Below are 18,210 nucleotides of genomic sequence, written 5' to 3'. Positions count from 1 at the left end.
GGCGCGGACAGCTTTGCAAATCAGGGTTAAGCGACTGCAACCGGAAACGTTAAAAGGCCGGGCGGGCGCCCGGCCTTCCCATCATCATCGTGCCATCGCGAGGCTTACTTGATGCGGCCGACGCCGCCCGAAATCTCGACCGTCTCGGTGCCGGTCAGCGCCTGGCGATCACCGTTCGGCATGGTGACGAAGCAGCCGCCGGAGCAGAACTCGACCTTCTCGCCGGCTGCCAGCGGCAGTTCCGACTTGCTGCCACCTTCGGTGACGATCAGCGTGCGCGGTTCGGAGTCGAGATTGACCGCGCTGGCCGCATGCGCCGCATTGCCCATCACGAGAAGGCAGACCGTCGCAACGACAAGGTTCTTCATGGCTTTCCGGTGTTTCCACCGCCTCTATCAAGAGTTAGGGACGTTTTGTCCCTTTCGAGGAGAACTTATAGACGGCCGAAGCTGAACGCCAACTGAATGGCGTATTCATGCCACATTTGCCGGAACCGTCAAACCGGATCTGCCTTGCGCCGGCGCGGCTTGCGGGCCTTGACCTCTTCCTCGGCCTGCGTACGGCGATGGACCGTCGCGGCAAGCTCGGCTTCCGCCCGGTCGTCGTCCGTCGACCATTTGGGCTTCGACAGGTCGAGCGGTACCTGCGCCGGTATGGCGATGCTGATGTTCTCGCGATCGAACGCATCCAGTATGGCGAAGCGTAGATCGTTCTGCACGATACCGCCATTGCCGATATCGCCAAGGAAGACGCGGATCTCGAAATTCATCGACGTCTGGGCAAAGGCGGTGAACGCCACGAACGGCTCCGGGTTCTTCAGCACCAGCGGATGGCCGGACGCCAGCTCCAGCAGCAGCGCGTGCACTTTTCGCGCGTCCGTGCCGTAGGCCACCCCGACCGGGATCTCGATGCGCCCCAGCTTGTTGCGATGCGTCCAGTTGCCGACCGCGCCGTTGATCAGCTCCGAATTCGGCAGGATCACCGACTGCCGCTGGAACGTCTCGATCTCGGTGGCGCGCACGCTGATCTTCTTGACCGTGCCTGAGACAGCGCCGGCTACCACCCAGTCGCCCGCCTTGAACGGCCGCTCGGCCAGCAGGATCAGCCCGGAGACGAAATTCGACACGACATTCTGGAGACCGAAACCGATACCGAGCGACAGGCCGCCGGCGATCAGCGCGAGATTGGAGAAGTCGATGCCCGCCGCCGACAGCCCAACCAGCCCCGCGATCGCCAAGCCGGCATAACCGACCACGGTGCGGATGGAATTGCGCACGCCGGTGTCGACGCGGCCGCGCGCCATGACCGAACCGTCGAGCCAGCCCTGGAACCACCGCGTCAGCACGAAGCCGAGGGCAAAGACCAGCAACCCCCAGAGGATGCCGGTCAGCGACAGGGTGAACGAGCCGATCTGGATGCCGGTGGCGATCCTGTACATCCACGACGCGATGTCCGCTGGCTGGAAGCCCCACTGGAACAGCACCAGCGGCAGACCGACGATGACGACGGCAACGTTGATCAGGATACTGACCAGCAGGCTGAGCTGGTCGAGGCCTGCATCGTCCAGCTTGAACCAGCGCTGGAAACGGACGCCGATCGTCGTGTGGGCGAAGGCGCCTTCTTCGGCCACGGCGCGCGACGACAGGAAGCCGATATACATCGTCGCCAGCACCGCGCCGGTCCAGACGATCTGCTGCGAGATGAAGCGCGCCAGTCCGATATAGCCGAGCAGCGCCGCCACGATCGTCATCAGGCCAAGCGCGTAGATGAACAGCCGCACCGCCGCCGGCCACCGTCGCGGCTGCCCGGTCTCGTCGGCGAAGGGCCGCACCAGGCCGCTCGCCAGCACCAGCAAGCCGATGATGACGGTCGCCAGCAGCGCCTCACCAACGGTCAGGGAAACCGGCGCGTCGAGCGTCTCGTAGATGCTGCTCGCCAGGAAGTCGATGCCGCTGAACACCGCCGTCGCCGACATGATCCACAGCAGCTTGGCGGCCGCTCCCGACCGCACCGGGATCAGCCGCCAGTGCGGCAGGTTGGGCAACAGCACGGCCTTGCCCAGCCTGTGCACGAAGAAGACCAGCCCGATGACGCCGAAAAGCGACGCCAGCATCGAGCCGATGTCGTCGCGCAGCGCCCCGAAATAATCGAAGAGGAAAAAGGTAAGGCCAAGGAACACGCCGAGCGCCAGCGACGGCAGCAGCGTCGACCAGAACGCCACCGACAATCGGCTGAGATAGGTTGGATCGGTCCTTTCTGGATCGGCCTCGAACAGGTGGCCGAACAGCCGCCGCCCGCCAATCAACAGGATCGCCGCCGCGATCAGCGCGAAGAAGGTGGCGGCCAGCACCGAGCTCAGCTTGAAATTGACGACGAACCGCATCCAGGCGGACACCGACCGGTAGAGCGCGTCCGTCGTCGCATGAAACGCGCCGACCACTTCGCTCAGCAGCGGGAAATTGATGTCGTAGCGTTTCGTCAGCAGGCGCGAGAACAGGTCGCGGCGCATGTCGGTGACGCGTGTGATCAGCATGTTGACACGGATCGACAGGTCTTCGGCGGCGCCCAGTGCGGCGTTGATCTCGGCCTTCTCGGCGGCGAGGCTCTGGCGCTCGGCGGTCACGATGTCCGATTCGGGCGCCGCGCCTTGCGCCGGCGGCGCGCCCAGCTGCTCGATTCGCGAATTGATCTCGCTGAGTCGCGGCCGAAACGATACGCTGCTGTTGATCAGTTCGCGCGCGATCTCCTCCAGCTGAAGCCGGATGTCGACCAGCTTCGCGTCGTCCTCCAGATTGGCGTTGATATCCTTTTCAAGCTCGTTGGTGCGGAACGTCAGGCCGCTGATCACCGTGCGCTGCTCGTCGACGATCGACGAACCGGAGCGGCCGAGCCCTTGCGCCATCGCGGGCGGCGGCAAGGCGGCGGCCGAAAACAGCAGCAGGAACGCCAGGATCAACCTGAACACGGCTTTGTTCATCATCCGACGCTTGAAGGCTGGCAAAATGGCGTTCGCATGGCCGGCAGTGATACTGGTCGCGCCCTCACCGGGCAAGCCGGAGTCGGACTTGTGAAAAGGAGTGGCGTAAAACTGGCTTGCACGCTACGGCTCCGCCTATAGTGTGCCGCTTGCCTAACCTGAAAGTTTCTTTCCCGATGGCGGAATATTCTGCTTTTTCGATCCTCAAGAATGCGCTCACCGGCAACCGCGACTGGAAGCCGGCATGGCGCAAGCCCGACCCCAAGCCGACCTACGATGTCATCATCATCGGCGGCGGCGGCCATGGCCTGTCGACCGCCTATTACCTCGCCAAGGAACACGGCATCACCAATGTCGCGGTGGTCGAGAAGGGCTATCTCGGCTCCGGCAACATCGGCCGCAACACCACCATCGTGCGCTCCAACTACCTACTGCCGCAGAACATCCGCTTCTACGAGCACTCGATGAAGCTGTGGGAGAACCTTTCCCACGATCTGAACTACAACGTCATGTTCTCGCAGCGCGGCATTTTGAACCTCGCCCACACGCCCGGCCAGCTCGACGACTACGCCCGGCGTGGCAACGCCATGCTCCATGAAGGCGGCGACGCCGAATTGCTGAGCCCGGACCAGATCGCCCAGCTCTATCCCGGCCTCGACGTGTCGCCGAAGGCGCGTTTCCCGGTGGTCGGCGGCCTGTTGCAGCCGCGTGCCGGCTCGGCCCGCCACGACGCCGTGGCCTGGGGATATGCGCGCGGCGCCGACCGGCGCGGCGTCGACATTCTTGAGAATTGCGAAGTGATCGGCTTCCTCAAGGAAGGCGACCGGATCGTCGGCGTCAAGACGACACGCGGCGACATCCGCGCCAAGAAGGTGGCTGTCGCCGCCGCCGGCAGCACCGGCCGCGTGCTGAAACTCGCCGGCATCGACAATCTTCCTATCGAGAGCCACGTGCTCCAGGCCTTTGTCTCCGAATCGCTGAAGCCGATCCTGCCCGGCGTGATCACCTGGGGCGGCGGCCATCTCTATGTCTCGCAGTCCGACAAGGGCGGCCTGGTATTCGGCGGCGACCTCGACGGCTACAACACTTACGCGCAGCGCGGGAACCTGCCACTGGTCGAAGAGGTGATGAGCGAACTGCTCGCCATGTTCCCCGGTTTCGCGAAAGTCCGGCTGCTGCGTTCCTGGGGCGGCGTCATGGACATGTCGATGGACGGCTCGCCGATCATCACCACCGGCCCCCTGCCCGGCATGTATCTCAATTGCGGCTGGTGCTACGGCGGCTTCAAGGCGACGCCAGCCTCCGGCTGGTGTTTCGCCTGGACCATCGCCAAGAACGCCCCGCACGAGATCAACGCGCCCTTCACGCTCGACCGCTTCCACCGCGGCGCGCTGATCGACGACAAGGGCCAGGGCGCCACGCCCAAGCTGCATTGAGTTTGATCGCCATCATGTTCGCCAGAAATCATCGCCGGACCGCCGACAAATGCTGATCACCTGCCCCTATTGCGGCCCGCGCGACGTGTCGGAATTCTCCTACCAGGGGGACGGCAACCGCACCCGTCCTGATCCCGCCTCGACCGACCAGGCCGCCTGGAACGCCTATGTCTATGATCGCACCAACATCGCAGGCGACCATCGCGAGATCTGGCAGCATTCCGGCGGATGCCGTTCGCATCTGGCCGTAACGCGCAGCACCTTGACCCACCGCATTTCCGACGTGGCTTTCACCAGTGGTTCCGCTGGCCGCCGGCATGGAGGCCGTTCATGAGCCCGCGTCGCGGCAACACCGCCGGGCGCGTCGATCGCACCCGCACCATCCGCTTCAGCTTCGACGGAAAGCCGTTGACCGGCCATGCCGGCGACACGCTGGCTTCGGCGCTGCTCGCCAACGGCATCTCGTTGATTGCCCGCTCGTTCAAGTACCATCGCCCGCGCGGCGTATTCACCGCAGGCATCGACGAGCCCTCGGCGCTGGTCACTGTGCTGAAGGGCGAGGAACGCGAGCCCAACATCCCGGCCACCATGCTGGAGATTTACGACGGCCTCGTCGCCGTCAGCCAGAACCGTTTTCCGTCGCTCGCCTTCGACGTGGGCGCGGTCAACGGACTGGCCGGCAAGGCACTCTCCGCCGGTTTCTACTACAAGACCTTCATGGGTCCGGTCGTCGGCCCGCTGAAGGGCACCCGCTTCTGGATGTTCTGCGAACATTTCATCCGCCGCGCCGCCGGTCTCGGCCGGGCCGGCCTCGCCAAGGACTCTTCGCGCTACGAACGCATGAACGCATTTTGCGACGTGCTTGTGGTGGGTTCCGGCCCCGCCGGCCTCATGGCGGCGAAGGCCGCGTCGGAAGGCGGCGCGCGCGTCATCCTCGCCGAACTCGACTCGCGCTTCGGCGGCTCGGCCAACTGGTCCGCCGAGCAGATCGACGCCATGCCCGCCGCCGAATGGGCGGCCGAAACGCTGCGTGACCTGAAGGCGCGCGAAAATGTGCGGCTGCTGCCGCGCACCACCGTCTGGGGCTACTACGACAACAACGCCCTCGCCGCGCTCGAGCGCGTCGCCGATCACAAGGAAAAACCCGGCAAGGGCGAGCCGCGCCATCGCCACTGGTCGATCCGCGCCGGCACGGTGATTCTTGCCGCCGGCGCCTTCGAGCGGCCGCTTGTGTTTCCGGGCAACGACCGCCCAGGCGTCATGCTGGCCTCCGCCGCGCAGCGCTACGCGGCCGAATTCGGCGTCCTGCCCGGCGAGAAGATCGCGCTGTTCGCCAACAATGACGGCGCCTATGCCGCCGCGCTTGCCCTGCGCGATGCCGGCGCCTCGATCGCGGCGATCGTCGAAGTTCGCGCCGACATCTCGGCGGAAGCCCGCGCCATAGCCTCGTCCGTCGGTGGCCAGTTGCTGCTGCGCCACGCCGTCGTCGCCACCGAAGGCGGCAAGCACGTCTCCGGCATCAAGGTGCAGGGTTTCGACCTCGCTGCCCGTGCGCTCACCGGAGAGGCGCGTCATCTCGACGCCGACTGCCTGATCGTTTCGGGCGGCTGGTCGCCGGTCATCCACCTCGCCAGCCAGGCCGGCGCCGCGCCGAAATGGGACAATGCGTTGCAGGCCTTCCTGCCGCCGGAGCCATCCCAGAACTGGATCGGCGCCGGCGCCTTCAACGGCCGCTTCACCACCGCCGACGCGCTTGCCGAGGGGCTTTCGGCCGGGCTGCGCGCCGCCGGCGGCGCCACGCATCCCGAAGCCGTGCCGGAAGTCGAACATGCCGCGCCCTTCTCCGAGCCCGCGCCGGTGTTCGAGATTCCCGCGAAGGGCAAGGCGTTCGTCGACCTCCAGCACGACGTCACCGCCGACGACGTGCGCCTCGCCCATCGCGAAGGTTTCGTCTCGGTCGAGCACCTGAAGCGCTACACCACGCTCGGCATGGCGACCGACCAGGGCAAGACCTCGAACGTGCCCGGCCTTGCCATCATGGCCGACGCGCTGGGAAAGCCTATCCCCGAAGTCGGCACCACCCGTTTCCGCCCGCCCTTCTCTGCGGTGTCGATCGGCGCGCTCGCCGCCGAGCGCTACGGCGACATCAAGCCCGAGCGCCTGACACCAATGCACGACTGGCATGTCGCGCAGGGCGCGAAGCTATATGCCGCGGGCCTGTGGTTCCGCCCGCAGATATACGGAAAGCCTGGCGAAACGGTCGAACAGGCCTATGTGCGCGAGACCAGGACCACTCGCGAGATCGCCGGCATCGTCGACGTTTCGACACTGGGCAAGATCGCCATACAGGGACCTGACGCCGGCGAACTACTCGACCGCGTCTACTCCAACATGTTTTCCACGCTCGCCGTCAACAAGGCGCGCTACGGCCTGATGCTGCGCGAGGAAGGCATCGCCTTCGACGACGGCACGACCTGGCGTCTCGGCGAGCACGATTTCCTGATGACCACGACCACGGCCAATGCCGGCAAGGTCATGCAGCATCTCGAATATTTCCTCGACGTGGTATGGCCGGACCTGAAAGTCCATGTCACCTCGGTCACCGACCAGTGGGCGGGTGCTGCGATCGGCGGCCCCAAGGCCCGGGAAATTCTGGCCACTTGCGTCACTGGCACCGCCGTCGACAATGCCGCCTTGCCCTTCATGGGCATCGTCAGCGGCGAGATCGCCGGCGTGCCGGTAAAAATCTGCCGCCTCTCCTTCTCCGGCGAGATGGCCTACGAAGTCTACTGCGGTGCCGGCCACGGCACCCACGTCTGGGAAGCCTTGATCGAAGCCGGAAAACCGTTCGGCATGGTCCCCTACGGCCTCGAGGCGCTGGGCACGATGCGCATCGAGAAGGGCCATGTGACGGGCGCCGAGATTGACGGCCGCACTACGGCAAACGACCTGCATCTCGACTGGATGCTGTCCAAGAAAAAACCGTTCATCGGTTCGAACATGCTCGGACGCGAAGGGTTGGTCGCCGAGGACCGCCTCAAGCTCGTTGGCCTGATCTCGCTCGACAACCGGTCGCTGAACGGCGGCGCGCATATCGTCGAGCGGTTGGACGAGGCCAATCCGCGCAACTCGATCGGACACATCACAGCCGTCTGCTATTCGCCGTCGCTCGGCAAATATATCGGCCTGGCGCTGGTCAAGGGCGGCAAGTCGCGCCACGGCACGCGCGCCTTCGTCTCCGACCCGCTGCGAAAACGCTTCGGCCCGGTCGAGATCGTCAGCCACCATTTCTTCGATCCCGAAGGGACCCGCATGCATGGTTGAGATGCTTTCGCCCCTCCAGCCGGTCTGGCGGCCGGGCTCGCACGGCAATTTCGCCGACGGCGTCGGCGTGGTGCTGTCCGAAACGCAGCCGGGCTCGATCGTCCAGGTCGCCGCCTGGCATGGCGAGGAAAAGGCCGTCATCGCCGCGATCCGCACCGCCACCGGCCTGTCGCTGCCGGATGGCGCCGGCGGCGGCATCGCGGCCGATGGCAAGGCCGCCTTCGGCATCGCACCTGGAAAATTCCTGATCGTCTCCGATGACGAAGGTCTGGCTGATTCTCTTCTTCAGGCGATCCCGATAACGATCGGAACCGTCACGGATCTTTCGCACGGACGCACGGCGCTTCGCATCGCCGGCCCGAAGGCCGAATGGGTGCTGGCAAAATTCTTCGCGATCGATTTTTCGCTGCCGGCCTTCCCTCTCGGCTCGGGCATCTCGACCAACCATCACGACATTTTTGCGCACATCCAGCGCACGGGACCGGACCGCTTCGACCTCACCATCTTCCGCTCCTTCGCCCGCTCCTTCTGGACGGCGCTCTGCCATGCGAGCGAGGAAGTCGGCTACGAGGTGCGGTGAACTTTCCTTCTCCCGCTTGCGGGGGAGAAGAGTGCGAAGCACGAGCGAAGCGAGGTCGGATTGGGGGCTGAGGTTTGCGCTGCGGCGTCATCAGCCTCCCCATCCCACACGGGGCGGCCCGAGGGCCTGCACAAAAGACCAATGGTCTTGCCCTTCGATGGTGCTATTCTTTTATTTGCAATTCCCAGGTCTGAAACCGCAAGCGAACGGATAAACCATGGGCAAGCAGCACCGATTCTCGATCCCTTCCATGGCCTGCATGGCCTTGCTGGCAGCTATCGACGGCACGGCGGCGTCCGAGCCCGCGAAAGACATCGTCGTCTTCGATTTCGAGATGATGGATTCCAGTGCGGCGGCCGGCATCATCCCGCAGGATGAACGCGACACGCGCTACCTGGCCGAATCCACCCAGGCGGCAAAGGATTTCCTGCTGTCGACCGGCCAATACAAGATCGTCGACACGAAACCGGCGGCGGGCGACATCGCCAAGGCCGGCGACTTGCGCGACTGCAAGGGCTGCGAAGCGCCGATCGCCAAGAAGCTCGGCGGGCAATTGGCCATGACCGGCGTGGTCAACCGGGTAAGCCGCACAGAATACGAAATGCTGATCAGGGTGGTCGACGCCGGCACCGGAGCACCGGTCGCCCTCGGCTATTCCGGCCTGCGCATGGGAGCCAACTATTCCTGGCCGCGCGGCGCCAAGTGGGTCATGGAAAAGCGCATCGCCGGCAGCCTGCCAGCGAACTGACAGCGCCCAAGCGCCCAACGCGACGGCCCGCTATCGTCAACGCGCCGGGAAGAATACGCGGGCCACGTGCGTTCGCATACATGTGTCGTGATACGCCACCGACCTGGCCGGGTTCCATGCTACGGGGGCCATGCTCCTGACATCCGCCGGCCAACGCAACGAACGGGAGGAATTTCATGAATCGCCTGATCGGCACTGCCGCCGCTGTTCTCGTCTGCTCGGCGCTTGGCGCCTTCGCGCAGGACACTACGATGAGCTTTTTCGTTACCAGCGCCAATCCGGGCAAGGGCGGCGACCTTGGCGGCCTTGTGGGTGCCGATGCCTATTGCGCGACCCTCGCCGCGTCGGCCGGCATTACCGGAAAGACTTGGAAGGCCTATCTCTCGACCGACGCCGAGAACGCCAAGGACCGCATCGGCGCAGGCCCATGGTTCAACGCCAAGGGCGAGAAGGTCGCCGACGACGTCGCTTCGTTGCATAGTGACAAGAACAACCTCACCAAGCAGACCGCACTCGATGAAAAAGGCAATGCCGTCAATGGGCGCGGCGACAAGCCGAACCAGCACGACATCATGACCGGCTCCAAGCCCGACGGCACGGCCGCGCCGGAGACCTGCGGCAACTGGACGATGGGCGGCGCCGAAGGCGCAGCCATGATGGGCCACCATGACCGCATGGGACTAAACGACTCGGCCGAGGCCAAATCCTGGAACTCCTCCCATGCGTCGCGCGGCGGCTGCAGCGTCGACGCCTTCAAGGGCACTGGCGGCGCCGGGCTGTTCTACTGCTTCGCCGCCAATTGAACTTCGCCGGCCGGGGCGTTTCGCGCCCGATCGTCCTGGCCGCCTTACCGCTCGACCATTATTTGAGGAATGTCACCCAGTCTTCCAGCGGCGCGCGCTCGGTGCGGAACTGGTTCTCCGGCTTGGTCGTGTCCTCGTAGCCCAGCGCCATGCCGCAGACGAGGATCTCTTCCTCGGGAATGTTCAGCACCGGCCGGATCTGCCGGTGATAGGGCGCGAACGCCGCCTGCGGGCAGGTGTGCAGGCCCCTGCCCCTGGCGGCGATCATGATGTTTTCCAGAAACATACCGAGGTCGACCCACGACCCCTTGTTCAGCCGCCGGTCGATGGTGAAGATCATGCCAACCGGAGCATCGAAGAAGACAAAGTTGCGGTCGTGCTGCTCACGCATGCGCTCCACTTCACGCCGGCCGATGCCGAGCGCCGAATAGAGACCGAAACCGACGGTCCGGCGGCGCGTCTGGTACGGTTCGAAGAACTGGTCTGGATAATATTTGTATTCGTCCCAGGCGATCTTCTCGGCGCGTATGCCGGAATTCAGGACGGCGTCGGAAATACGCTGCTTGGTCTCGCCCTTCGTCACATAGACGCGCCACGGCTGCATATTGGTGCCGGAAGGCGCACGCGCCGAAACCTCGAGCATGTCGCGTATCGTCGCGTCATCCACGGGATCGGGCAGAAAAGCCCGCACCGAGCGACGCGACATGATCGCTTCATCGACAATCGAGGCTTCATCGAACTCATCAGTCTTGATGTCCGGTGCCAGCATGCGTGGTCCTTTCCCTACCGCGCGAACAGGCGTCCCTCGACGCTGCCATAACCAGCGTTTGCACGACGCCCCGCTATCGCGCAAGCGATTCGTATCCTTATGAAATTCTCCTTGATTTTTTCATGACAGCCATGTGTATGAAATTATCCTGGATTTTTTCATGAACGCGATCTCTTTCCCTGACCTGGACGGCGACGCCGAGACGATGCTGGCGGGCGACATCCGCGCGTTGCGAAGGTCGCGCGGCATGACGCTGACGGAAACGGCCAGCCAGCTCGGTCGTTCCGTCGGCTGGCTCTCCCAGGTCGAGCGCGGCCTGTCGGTGCCGTCGCTCGGCGATTTGCGCGCCATCGCCGGCGTCTTCTCCGTTCCGCTAAGCTTGTTCTTCGCGCATGACGTACCGCGCGAGGAGGAGCGTGGCGTCGTCGTGCGCGCCGGCTCCCGCCGGACGCTTGGCACAAGCGAATCAGGCCTGGTGGAGGAGCTTCTGTCGCCCGATCTCGGCGGTAGTTTCGAACTGATCCGCTCCGAATTCGCGCCGGGCGCCGCACTGGAGGAAGCATCGCTGCGCGAAACCGAGGAGGCCGGCTACGTGGTCTCGGGCAGCTTCGACATCGAGATCGGCGGCGTCTGGCACAGCCTCGGCGCCGGCGACAGCTTCAGGTTCAAGGATAGGACGCATCGCTGGCGCAATCCGGGAAAAGTCCCGGCCGTCCTCATCTGGGTCGTGTCGCCGCCGGTATATTGAGGACAATCGTGAAAGCCCTTCGCAAGGAGCCGCTCGATGGCTGATCTTCCCTCCCACGCCCGCGTGGTCATCATCGGCGGCGGCGCGGTCGGCGTCTCCGCGCTCTACCATCTGGCCAAGGCCGGCTGGACCGACTGCGTGCTGCTGGAAAAGAACGAGCTTACCTCCGGCTCGACCTGGCATGCCGCCGGCAACGTGCCGACCTTCTCCTCCTCCTGGTCGCTGATGAACATGCAGCGCTATTCCGCCACCCTCTATCGCGGCCTGGCGGACGAAGTCGGCTATCCCATGAACTACCACGTCACCGGCTCGCTGCGTCTGGCGCACGGCAAGGAGCGCATGCGCGAGTTCCAGCGCGCCAAGGGCATGGGCCGCTACCAGGGCATGGCGATCGACGTGGTCGGCCCCGACGAGATCAAGGCGCGCTACCCGTTCATCGAGACGCACGACCTTGCCGGCGCGCTCTACGACCCCAATGACGGGGACATCGATCCTGCCCAGCTCACCCAGGCGCTGGCCAAGGGCGCGCGCGACATGGGCCAGAAAATCGTCCGTTTCTGCCCGGTCACCGGCGTCAAGCGCGACAAGGACGAATGGGTCATCTCCACAGCGCAAGGCGATATCCGCTCAGAATATGTCGTCAACGCTGCCGGCTATCGCGCGCAAGAGGTGGGAAAACTGTTCGGCCGCGACGTACCGATGATGGTGATGAGCCACCAGTACATATTGTTCGAGGAGATCCCGGAACTCGCCGCCTGGACGAAGGAGCAGGGCAAAAAACTGCCGCTGCTGCGCGACGTAGACACCTCCTATTACCTGCGGCAGGAAAAGACCGGCATGAATCTCGGCCCCTATGAGCGCAATTGCCGTGCGCATTGGGTAGGCCACAACGACCCGATGCCTGACGATTTTTCGTTCCAGCTTTTCCCTGACGATCTCGACCGTCTGGAGCACTATCTGAACGACGCCATCGCCCGCGTGCCGATCCTCGGCACGGCGGGCCTGAGCAAGGTCATCAACGGACCCATTCCCTACGCTCCGGACGGAAATCCGCTGATCGGCCCGATGCCCGGCGTACCCAACGCCTTCGAAGCCTGCGTCTTCACCTTCGGCATCGCCCAGGCCGGCGGCGCCGGAAAGGTGCTGGCCGAATGGGTCACCCAGGGCCAGACCGAGTGGGACATGTGGTCATGCGACCCGCGCCGCTTCACCGCCTTCGCGTCGGACAAGGACTATTGCGTCGCCAAGGGCCTCGAAATCTACGGCAACGAATACGCCATCTCCTTCCCCCGCCACGCCTGGCCGGCGGGCCGGAACCAGAAACTGTCGCCGATCCACGACCGCATGACAGCACTCGGCGCTCAATTCAACGCCTATAACGGTTGGGAACGCGCCACCTGGTATGCGATACCCGGCGACGACACGTCGGAAGAATCCACCCAGACCTTCGACCGCGCCGGCCCATGGGAGCCGCGCATCCGTGAGGAATGTCTCGCCGTGCGTGACGCCACCGGCATTCTGGACCTGCCCGGTTTCTCGCGCTTCCGCCTGCAAGGTTCTGGCGCACGCGACTGGCTGTCGTCGCTGATCACCGGCATCGTGCCGAAACCCGGTCGCATCGGCCTCGGATATTTTGCCGACGAACAAGGCCGCATCGTCACCGAAATGTCGATCATGGCCCTCGACGAGGATTTTTTCTTCCTCATCACCGCCGCGGTCGCGCAGAGCCACGACTTCGAGTGGCTTGCGAAGAATTTTCCGCAAGACCATGAAATGACTCTGATGGATGTCACCGAAAAATTCTCCTGCCAGATTCTGTCCGGCCCCAAATCGCGCGAAATCCTCGCAGAAGTCACCGACGCAGACCTGACAAAACCGTGGCTGACGCATCAGTCCTGCCAGATCGCCGGGCGCTGGCTGCAACTGGTGCGCGTTTCCTTTGCCGGCGAACTTGGTTGGGAACTGCACACGAAGGTCGAGGACACGCCGGCCATTTTCGACGCAGTCTGGGCCGCTGGCCAGAAGCACGGGCTGAAGCCTTTCGGCATGTTCGCGCTGGATTCGCTGCGCATCGAAAAGGGCTACCGCGCCTGGAAGGGCGACCTTTCGACCGACTATTCGATCCTGCAAGGTGGGCTGGAGCGTTTCGTCAAGTGGGACAAGCCTGCCTTCGCCGGCCATGCCGCGCTGCTCAACGAAAAACAGCAGGGCGTGGCGAAACAATTCGTGACGCTCACGCTGGACGATCCCGGCCCCTGCGACGCGCCCACCATGTCGACGCTCTGGCATGACGGGAAAATCGTTGGCGAGACGACGTCGGGAGGCTGGGGCTACAGGGTGGACAAGTCGATCGCGCTGGGCATGCTGCGCGCCGACCTGACCGTTCCCGGCACCAAGGTCGAGGTGGAAATCTTCGGCGACCGTTTTGTCGCCACGGTCCAGCCCGACAAGCCGCTCTGGGACCCCGAAAACCTGAGGCTTCGCGCATAACATGACCCTGCCCTTCCCCGACCACGCCTTTGGCGCCTTCCTGTTCGACATGGACGGCACGCTGCTGAGTTCGATCGCCGCCGCCGAGCGCGTCTGGGCGGCCTGGGCGATGCGCCACGGGCTGGACGTCGCTGCCTTCCTGCCGACCATCCACGGCGTGCGGGCAAGCGAGACCATCCGCGCGCTGAACCTGCCCGGCGTCGACGTGCAGGCCGAGGTTGATGCGCTGACCCAGGCCGAGATGGACGATATCGAAGGCATAGAATCAATTGCGGGTGCGGCCGCTTTCCTCGCCGCCCTGCCCGCCGACCGCTGGGCGATCGTCACCTCGGCGCCGCGCCAGCTTGCGATTCGCCGTCTGGAGGCCGCCGGCATTCCGCTGCCGCCGCTGATGGTGGCCGGAGAGGACGTGACCAACGGCAAGCCGGCTCCCGATTGTTTCCTGCTCGCGGCCGGTCAGCTAGGCCAGCATCCCCATGACTGCCTCGTCTTCGAGGACGCGCCCGCCGGCATCCGCGCCGCCGAGGCCGCCGGCGCGCGCGTCGTCGTGGTCACCGCCACGCATTCGCACAGCTTCGAGACCGCGCACCCGACGATCCCCGGCTATGAGGCATTGGCGCCGTTGACCGACGGGGCCGGCCGGCTGGTGATCTCCGGTCTCACCGGTTGGACTGCGTAAGGAGTTTTTCATGCCAAAACCATCTTCACGCATAACCGGCATCATCCCCTCCGGCAGGGACGGCTGGGAGTTGCATTTCGCCGCCATGACCCGCAAGCAGGCGGGCGAGCCGATCATCATGCTGTCGGTCGGCGACCATGATTTCGACACGCCGGCCGAGACGGTCGAGGCCTGCGTAGCGGCGGTGCGCGGTGGCTTTCATCACTACACGCAGCTTCCCGGCATTCCCGGCCTGCGCGCCGCCATGGCGAAGGTGTCCACCGAGGCCACCGGCGTGCCGACCAGCGTCGACGAGGTCATCGCCACGCCGGGTGGACAGGCCGCAATTTATTCCGCGGTGCAGGCCGTGCTCGATCCCGGCACGCACGCCATCGTCGTAGCGCCCTACTACGCCACCTATCCCGGCACGTTCCGCGCCGCCGGAGCCGAGTTCACGGTGGTCGAGACGCATGCGGAAACCGGTTTCCAGCCCGAGGCGCCGGCGATCGAGGCGGCAGTAAAAGAAAATACCCGCGCCATCCTCGTCAACACACCGAACAATCCGACCGGCGCCGTCTACACCCGCAAATCTCTCGAAGGTATCGCCGACATCTGCCGACGCCACGACCTCTGGCTGCTGTCGGACGAGGTGTATTGGACGCTGGGCGGCGGCGAGCATGTCTCGCCGCGCGCGCTGCCCGGCATGGCCAAACGCACGCTGGTCATCAACTCCATGTCGAAGAGCCACGGCATGACCGGCTGGCGCATCGGCTGGCTCACCGGCCCGGCCGAACTCATCCGGCTTGCCATCGATTTGAACCTCGTCACCACCTACGGCCTGACCGACTTCGTCTCGCGCGCCGCCACGGAGGCGCTGGAAAACCGTTTCGGCGTCGACGACATCGCCGCCCGCTACGCCGCCCGCCGCCAGACATTCCTGGCCGAGGTCGCCGGCTCCAACCGCATCACCGTGCGCGGTTCGGAGGGCGGCATGTACATCATGCTCGACGTGCGCGACGTGGAGCCAGACTGCGAAGCCTTCGCCTGGGCTTTCCTCGACGTCGAAAAGGTCGCCGTCATGCCCGGCTCCTCCTTCGGCGAGGCCGCCGCCGGCCACATCCGCATCAGCCTCTGCCAGCCTGAACCCGTTCTGGCCGAGGCAGCGGCCCGGCTGAAACGCTTCGTCGCCAATTACCGGAAGAAAGCCGCATGACTATCCTCCCCCAGAAAGCCCGCGTGGTCATCATCGGCGGCGGCGTCGCCGGCTGCTCGATGGCCTATCACCTCGCAAAGCTGGGCTGGACCGACATCCTCCTGCTCGAGCGCAAACAACTGACCTCCGGCACCACCTGGCACGCGGCCGGGCTGATCGGCCAGTTGCGCGCCACCGCCAACATGACGCGGCTCGCCAAATACACGGCCGACCTCTACGTCAAGCTGGAGGAGGAGACGGGCGTCGCCACCGGCATGCGCCAATGCGGCTCGATCTCCGTGGCGTTGACGTCCGAGCGCAAGGAAGAACTCTATCGCAACGCTTCGATGGCGCGCGCTCGCGGCGTCGACGTCGAGGAAATCGCGCCGGCCGAGGCAAAAGCCCGCTACCCGCATCTGGAGATCGGCGACGTGGTCGGCGCCGTCTACATTCCCAAGGACGGACAAGGCGACCCTGCCAACATCACCCAGGCGCTGGCCAAGGGCGCGCGCATGCTCGGCGCGAAGATCGTCGAGCAGGCCAAAGTCACGGCCATCCACCAGGACAAGGGCCGCGTCACCGGCGTTACCGCCGTGGTCGACGGTGAAGCCACGACCATCGCCTGCGAGCATGTCGTCAACTGCGCGGGCATGTGGGCGCATGGCGTCGGCGCCATGGCCGGCGTGCCGGTGCCGCTGCATGCCTGCGAGCATTTCTATATCGTCACCGAGCCGATCCCCGGCCTCGGTCGCCTGCCGGTCCTGCGCGTGCCCGACGAGTGCGCATACTACAAGGAGGACGCCGGAAAGATCCTGCTCGGCGCCTTCGAGTCGGTGGCGAAACCCTGGGGCATGGACGGCATTCCCGAGGATTTCTGCTTCGACCAGTTGCCGGAGGATTTCGATCATTTTGAACCGATTCTCGAAAAGGCGGTGAAGCGTTTCCCGCTGCTCGCCGAGACCGGCATCCACACTTTCTTCAACGGCCCGGAAAGTTTTACCCCCGACGACCGCTACTATCTCGGCGAGGCGCCGCAACTGCGCAATTTCTGGGTCGCCTGCGGCTTCAACTCAATCGGCATCCAGTCCTCCGGCGGCGCCGGCATGGCGCTGGCGCAATGGATGCAGGACGGCGAGCCGCCCTTCGACCTGTGGGACGTCGACATCCGCCGCGTCCAGCCGTTCCAGGCCAACAAGACCTATCTCTACCGGCGCTCCGTCGAGACGCTCGGCCTGCTCTATGCCGACCATTTTCCGTATCGCCAGATGGCTTCCGCGCGAGGCGTGAGGCGATCTCCTCTCCACGAGCACCTGAAGACGCGCGGCGCCGTCTTCGGCGAGGTCGCCGGCTGGGAGCGCGCCAACTGGTTCGCGAGGCCGGGCCAGGAGCGTGAATACCGCTATTCGTGGAAGCGCCAGAACTGGTTCGACAACGAGCGTGACGAACATCTTTCGGTGCGCAACCGTGTCGGCCTGTTCGACATGACCTCGTTCGGAAAGATCCGCGTCGAGGGCCGCGACGCGCTGGCCTTCCTGCAAAGGCTCTGCGCCAACGACATGGACGTGCCGGCGGGAAAAATCGTCTACACACAGATGCTCAACGAGCGCGGCGGCATCGAGAGCGACCTCACCGTCAGCCGCCTGTCGGACACCGCTTTTTTCCTCGTGGTGCCCGGCGCCACGCTGCAGCGCGACCTTGCCCGGCTGCGCCGCCATCTCACCGACGAGTTCGTGGTGATCACCGACGTCACGGCAGCCGAAAGCGTGCTTTGCCTCATGGGGCCGCGCGCCCGCGACGTCATCAAAAAGGTCAGCCCGAACGATTTCTCCAACGAGAACAACCCGTTCGGCACCTGGCAGAAGATCGAGATCGGCATGGGCGAGGCGCGCGCCCACCGCGTCACCTATGTCGGCGAGCTCGGTTGGGAACTCTACGTCTCGACCGACCAGACGGCCCACGTCTTCGAGGCGATCGAAGATGCCGGCGCGGATTTCGGCTTGAAACTCTGCGGCCTGCATACGCTGGATTCCTGCCGCATCGAAAAGGCGTTCCGGCATTTCGGCCACGACATCACCGACGAGGACCATGTGCTGGAAGCCGGCCTCGGCTTTGCGGTGAAGACAGCGAAACCCGGCTTCATCGGCCGCGACGCCGTGCTGTGCCGCAAGGAAGCCGGGCTGGAGCGCCGCATGGTGCAGTTCCGCCTGACCGACCCCACCCCCCTGCTCTTTCACAACGAGGCGATCGTGCGTGACGGCAAAATCGTCGGCACCGTCACCTCCGGCAATTACGGCCACCATCTCGGCGGCGCGATCGGGATGGGCTATGTGCCGTCGAAGGGCGAGAGCGAGGTCGAGCTTCTGGCCTCGTCCTACGAGATCGAGATCGCCGGCGAGCGTTTTGCGGCGGAGGCGTCGCTGAAGCCGATGTACGATCCGAAGGCGGAACGGGTGCGGGCCTAACGGGTCGGGAGAAGAAACCGTTC

At 64.9% G+C, this 18,210-nt stretch carries 14 protein-coding genes; 11 read left to right on the top strand and 3 right to left on the bottom strand.

The features are described 5' to 3' along the window. Window positions 1–104 precede the first annotated feature (104 nt). Window positions 105–368 carry a hypothetical protein gene (locus tag ACSBOB_RS15795; protein WP_442583330.1) on the bottom strand — a complete coding sequence of 88 codons (264 nt, stop codon included), beginning with the start codon at window positions 366–368 and terminating at the stop codon, window positions 105–107. Window positions 369–496: 128 nt separating this feature from the next. Continuing rightward, window positions 497–2,980, bottom strand: coding sequence for a mechanosensitive ion channel domain-containing protein (locus tag ACSBOB_RS15790; protein WP_442583329.1), 2,484 nt, complete (start codon window positions 2,978–2,980; stop codon window positions 497–499). Window positions 2,981–3,153: 173 nt separating this feature from the next. On the opposite strand from ACSBOB_RS15790, the gene ACSBOB_RS15785 reads away from it, so the two are divergent. The 6 genes from ACSBOB_RS15785 to ACSBOB_RS15760 all read left to right on the top strand — a co-directional run bounded on the left by ACSBOB_RS15785 (window position 3,154) and on the right by ACSBOB_RS15760 (window position 9,868). Beyond that, window positions 3,154–4,413: a sarcosine oxidase subunit beta family protein gene (locus ACSBOB_RS15785; RefSeq protein ID WP_442583328.1), complete on the top strand. Its 1,260-nt coding sequence runs from the start codon at window positions 3,154–3,156 to the stop codon at window positions 4,411–4,413. A 49-nt stretch (window positions 4,414–4,462) separates the two neighbouring features. Continuing rightward, window positions 4,463–4,747, top strand: a complete 285-nt coding sequence (locus ACSBOB_RS15780) for a sarcosine oxidase subunit delta (protein ID WP_442583327.1) — start codon at window positions 4,463–4,465, stop codon at window positions 4,745–4,747. Beyond that, window positions 4,744–7,737, top strand: a complete 2,994-nt coding sequence (locus ACSBOB_RS15775; protein WP_442583326.1) for a sarcosine oxidase subunit alpha family protein — start codon at window positions 4,744–4,746, stop codon at window positions 7,735–7,737. Before ACSBOB_RS15780 ends, ACSBOB_RS15775 begins: the two co-directional genes overlap by 4 nt. Further along, window positions 7,730–8,317, top strand: coding sequence for a sarcosine oxidase subunit gamma family protein (gene soxG, locus ACSBOB_RS15770; protein WP_442583325.1), 588 nt, complete (start codon window positions 7,730–7,732; stop codon window positions 8,315–8,317). The genes ACSBOB_RS15775 and soxG overlap by 8 nt, the downstream gene beginning before the upstream one ends. A gap of 217 nt (window positions 8,318–8,534) precedes the next feature. Beyond that, complete coding sequence (locus ACSBOB_RS15765) at window positions 8,535–9,065, top strand: DUF3280 domain-containing protein (RefSeq protein WP_442583324.1); 531 nt, start codon at window positions 8,535–8,537, stop codon at window positions 9,063–9,065. A 176-nt stretch (window positions 9,066–9,241) separates the two neighbouring features. Further along, on the top strand, window positions 9,242–9,868 hold the full coding sequence (locus ACSBOB_RS15760; protein ID WP_442583323.1) for a hypothetical protein: 627 nt from the start codon (window positions 9,242–9,244) through the stop codon (window positions 9,866–9,868). A gap of 58 nt (window positions 9,869–9,926) precedes the next feature. On the opposite strand, the gene ACSBOB_RS15755 is transcribed toward ACSBOB_RS15760, so the two are convergent. Beyond that, complete coding sequence (locus ACSBOB_RS15755; RefSeq protein ID WP_442583322.1) at window positions 9,927–10,637, bottom strand: nitroreductase; 711 nt, start codon at window positions 10,635–10,637, stop codon at window positions 9,927–9,929. A 160-nt stretch (window positions 10,638–10,797) separates the two neighbouring features. On the opposite strand from ACSBOB_RS15755, the gene ACSBOB_RS15750 reads away from it, so the two are divergent. From ACSBOB_RS15750 to ACSBOB_RS15730, 5 genes are read left to right on the top strand one after another with little or no spacing between them, the layout of a single operon-like run. Next, on the top strand, window positions 10,798–11,385 hold the full coding sequence (locus ACSBOB_RS15750; RefSeq protein WP_442583321.1) for a helix-turn-helix domain-containing protein: 588 nt from the start codon (window positions 10,798–10,800) through the stop codon (window positions 11,383–11,385). A gap of 36 nt (window positions 11,386–11,421) precedes the next feature. Beyond that, window positions 11,422–13,875, top strand: a complete 2,454-nt coding sequence (locus ACSBOB_RS15745; RefSeq protein ID WP_442583320.1) for a GcvT family protein — start codon at window positions 11,422–11,424, stop codon at window positions 13,873–13,875. A gap of 1 nt (window position 13,876) precedes the next feature. Continuing rightward, complete coding sequence (locus ACSBOB_RS15740) at window positions 13,877–14,554, top strand: HAD-IA family hydrolase (protein WP_442583319.1); 678 nt, start codon at window positions 13,877–13,879, stop codon at window positions 14,552–14,554. 10 nt (window positions 14,555–14,564) lie between these two features. Then, window positions 14,565–15,746, top strand: a complete 1,182-nt coding sequence (locus tag ACSBOB_RS15735) for a pyridoxal phosphate-dependent aminotransferase (RefSeq protein WP_442583318.1) — start codon at window positions 14,565–14,567, stop codon at window positions 15,744–15,746. After that, window positions 15,743–18,187 (top strand): GcvT family protein, encoded by a 2,445-nt coding sequence (locus ACSBOB_RS15730; RefSeq protein WP_442583317.1) that lies wholly within the window; start codon window positions 15,743–15,745, stop codon window positions 18,185–18,187. The genes ACSBOB_RS15735 and ACSBOB_RS15730 overlap by 4 nt, the downstream gene beginning before the upstream one ends. The last annotated feature ends 23 nt before the right edge of the window (window positions 18,188–18,210 follow it).

This window comes from Mesorhizobium sp. KACC 23794 (assembly GCF_052180275.1).
GTDB lineage: Bacteria > Pseudomonadota > Alphaproteobacteria > Rhizobiales > Rhizobiaceae > Kumtagia.
This window is presented reverse-complemented; position numbering and strand designations above follow the sequence as displayed.